This is a genomic window from Methylibium sp. T29-B, assembly GCF_000576225.1.
GTDB lineage: Bacteria > Pseudomonadota > Gammaproteobacteria > Burkholderiales > Burkholderiaceae_C > Methylibium > Methylibium petroleiphilum.
On sequence record NZ_AZSN01000237.1, the window covers coordinates 1 to 3,878 of the forward strand.

The 3,878-nt window shown below is 71.2% G+C and carries 1 pseudogene; it reads right to left on the reverse strand.

Features of this window, described 5'->3' with window-relative positions:
• Positions 1–111: 111 nt before the first annotated feature.
• Positions 112–3,671 (reverse strand): annotated as a pseudogene (locus Y694_RS20285) (indolepyruvate ferredoxin oxidoreductase family protein).
• Positions 3,672–3,878: the final 207 nt, after the last annotated feature.

The following is a 3,878-nucleotide window of genomic DNA, read 5'->3' on the forward strand; positions in this document are numbered from 1 at the left end:
CCGCCAGGTGGAGCGGGCGGCGCGCGGCGGCGTCGTGCCGTTGCGCTGCGTCGATGGCGAGAAGTCGCGCCGCGGGTCGGGGGTGTCTCCGACGCGGGAGGGCGGGGCCACTCACGCTGCCGCGCGCTGTGGTGACCCGGTACGCCACTGCACCATCAGGCCGCTCCACTTCGCCCGCGCGGCCGCCAGGTGCCGGGCCTTCACGTGGCCGTAGCCGCGGATGTCCTCCGGGATCGCGGCGATCTCCACCGCCAGCGCCAGCCGCGGCGCGTCCAGCGTCGCCAGCAGCTCCTCGATGCAGGCGCGGTACTCGCCGACCAGCGCGCGCTCGGTGCGGCGCTCCTCGGTGCGGCCGAAGGGGTCGAGCGCCGTGCCGCGCAGGCCCTTGAGCCGCGCCAGCAGCCGGAAGGCCCCCAGCATCCACGGGCCATAGCGCCGCTTCAGCGGCTCGCCGCGCGCGTTCTTCTTCGCCAGCCCCGGCGGCGCGAGGTGGTAGCCCAGCTTCACCTCGCCGTCGAACTGCGCAGCGATCTTCGCGTGGAAGGCCGGGTCGGCGTGCAGGCGCGCCACCTCGTACTCGTCCTTGCAGGCCATCAGCTTGAACAGGTAGCGCGCCACCGTCTCGGAGAGCCGGGTCGACTGCAGCGGCGCCTCGGCGGCGCGCACCTTGTCGACGAAGGGCGGTAGGTCTGCGCGTAGGCCGCGTTCTGGTAGCCGGTGAGGAAGTCGGCGCGCGTGGCCAGCAGCTCGTCGAGCGCGGGCTTCTTCACGAAGGCGATCACCTGCGCCGTCGCGGTGAGGGCCTGCACCGCGGCGAGGTCGTGTGCCGCGCGCCGGCCCCAGGCGAAGGCGGCCCGGTTGCGCTCGACCTGCACGCCGTTGAGCTCGATGGCGCGCAGCAGCGCGGCCTCGCCCAGGGGCACCCAGCCCTTCTGCCAGGCGTAGCCCAGCATCAGCGGGTTGGTGTAGATCGCGTCGCCGAGCAGCGCGGTCGCCAGCCGGTCGGCGTCGAACCTGCCCACCTGCGCGGCGCCGCCGCAGGCCTGCTCGATCACCGCCTCGCAGCGGCCGCCCTGGAACTGCCAGTCGGGGTTGCCGACGAAGGCCGCGGTGGGCGCACCGTGGGTGTTCAGCGCCACGTGGGTGCGGCCCTCGCGCATCACCGCGAGCGTGTCCTTCTTGGCTGCGACGATGGGGTCGCAGGCGATCACCAGGTCGGCCTCGGCGGTGCCGACCCTGGTGCAGTAGAGGGCCTCGGGCCGGTTGGCGATCTGGATGTGGCTCCAGGTCGCGCCGCCCTTCTGCGCCAGGCCGGCGGCGTCCTGCGTGACGACGCCCTTGCCCTCGAGGTGGGCGGCCATGCCGAGCAGCTGGCCGATGGTGATGACGCCGGTGCCGCCGACGCCGGCGACCACGATGCCCCAGGCGCTGTCGGCCCGCGGCAGCACCGGGTCGGGCAACGGCGGTCCGCGGTGCGGGTCGTGCGCGGCGTCGCGCTGCGGCTTCTTCAGCGTGCCGCCGGTCACCGTCACGAAGCTCGGGCAGAAGCCCTTCAGGCAGGAGTAGTCCTTGTTGCAGCTGCTCTGGTTGATGCGGCGCTTGCGGCCGAACGGCGTCTCGACCGGCTCGACCGACAGGCAGTTGCTCTGCACCGAGCAGTCGCCGCAGCCCTCGCACACCAGCTCGTTGATCACCACCGTCTCGGCCGGCGTGGCCATCGTGCCGCGCTTGCGGCGGCGCCGCTTCTCGGTGGCGCAGGTCTGGTCGTAGATGAGGACGGTGCAGCCGGGAACTTCGCGCAGCTCGCGCTGTACCGCGTCGAGCTCGTCGCGGTGCTTCACCGTCACGCCGGGCGCGAGGCCGGTCACGCCGTCGTACTTGCGCGGCTCGTCGGTCACCACGACGATGCGCTTCGCGCCCTCGGCGTCGAGTTCGCGGGTCATCTCGGGCACACGCAGCGTACCGTCGACCGGCTGGCCGCCGGTCATCGCCACCGCGTCGTTGAACAGGATCTTGTAGGTGATGTTCACCTTCGCCGCGATGCTCTGGCGCACCGCCAGCAGGCCCGAGTGGTAATAGGTGCCGTCGCCGAGGTTGGCGAACACGTGGCGGTCGGTGGTGAACGGCGCCTGGCCGACCCAGCTCACGCCCTCGCCCCCCATCTGCGAGAAGGTGGTGGTGCTGCGGTCCATCCACACCGTCATGTAGTGGCAGCCGATGCCGGCCACCGCGCGCGAGCCCTCGGGCACGCGGGTGCTGGTGTTGTGCGGACAGCCGCTGCAGAACCACGGCGCGCGGTCGCCGGTGTCCTGCGTGCTCGCGGCCAGCGCGCGTTCCTTCGCGTCGATCAGCGCCAGCCGCGCCTCGACGTGGGCGCGTGTGTCGGTGTCCAGGCCGCCGAGCTTGAGCAGCCGCTTGCCGATCGCGCGGGCGATGATCGCCGGCGTCAGGTCGGCCTGGGCACGCAGCAGCCAGTTGCCGCTCGGGTTGGGCTGGCTCCATTCGCCGCCCGACAGGTCGCCCTCCGATTCGTCGAACTTGCCCAGCACGTTGGGCCGCACGTCGGGGCGCCAGTTGTAGAGCTCTTCCTTCAGCTGGTACTCGATGACCTGGCGCTTCTCCTCGATCACCAGGATCTCCTGCAGGCCGGTGGCGAACTCGCGCGTGATGGTGGCCTCCAGCGGCCACACCACGCCCACCTTGTGCAGCCGGATGCCGAGGCGGCGGCAGGCCGCGTCGTCCAGGCCCAGGTCGTGCAGCGCCTGGCGCGTGTCGTTGTAGGCCTTGCCGCTGGAGATCAGCCCGAGCCGCGCGTGCGGCGAGTCGATCACCGTGTGGTTGAGCCGGTTCGCGCGCACATAGGCCAGTGCCGCGTACCACTTGTGGTTCATCAGCCGCGCTTCCTGCTCCAGCGGCGCGTCGGGCCAGCGGATGTGCAGGCCGCCGGCGGGCATCGGGAAGTCCTCCGGCAGCACGATCTTCACGCGGTCGGGGTCGACCGAGATCGATGCGGACGACTCCACCACCTCCTGGATGGTCTTCATGCCCGCCCACACGCCGGAGAAGCGGCTCATCGCGAAGGCGTGCAGCCCCATGTCGAGGATCTCCTGCACGCTGGCCGGGAAGAACAGCGGCAGCCCGCAGGCCTTGAAGATGTGGTCGCTCTGGTGGGCCGCGGTGCTGCTCTTGGCGATGTGGTCGTCGCCGGCGATCGCGATCACGCCGCCGTGCTTCGCGGTGCCCGCCATGTTGGCGTGCTTGAACACGTCGGAGCAGCGGTCCACGCCCGGGCCCTTGCCGTACCAGATGCCGAACACGCCGTCGTGCTTGCGGCTCTGCGGGTAAAGATCGAGCTGCTGGGTGCCCCACACCGCGGTGGCGGCCAGCTCCTCGTTGACGCCCGGCTGGAACACCACCTGGTGGGCCGCGAGGTGCTTCTGCGCCTGCCACAGCGCCTGGTCGTAGCCGCCCAGCGGCGAGCCGCGGTAGCCGCTGATGAAACCTGCGGTGTCCAGCCCGGCGGTGGCATCGCGCTGCTGCTGCAGCATCGGCAGCCGCACCAGCGCCTGCACCCCGCTCATGAAGGCCTGCCCGGTCTCGAGGGCGTACTTGTCGTCGAGTGTGACCGTCTCGAGCGCGCGACGGATGGACTCGGGAAGGGGCGCATTCATGGCGGCGGAACTCCTGCGGCGGGCCTGCGGGCAGTGTAGGCAAAGCGTGCGGGGAAGTCTTTTCTTTGTGTGCCCGCTGGGGCATGCTTGGAGCAACGTTGTTGCTCAATTTGCGAGGAAAAAACGAATGGCATCGAAAAGCAGACTTCAGGGCAAACCCGAATCGCCCGGTCGCTGGCGCGGCCGGCCGCTGCGGAGGCCGCACCC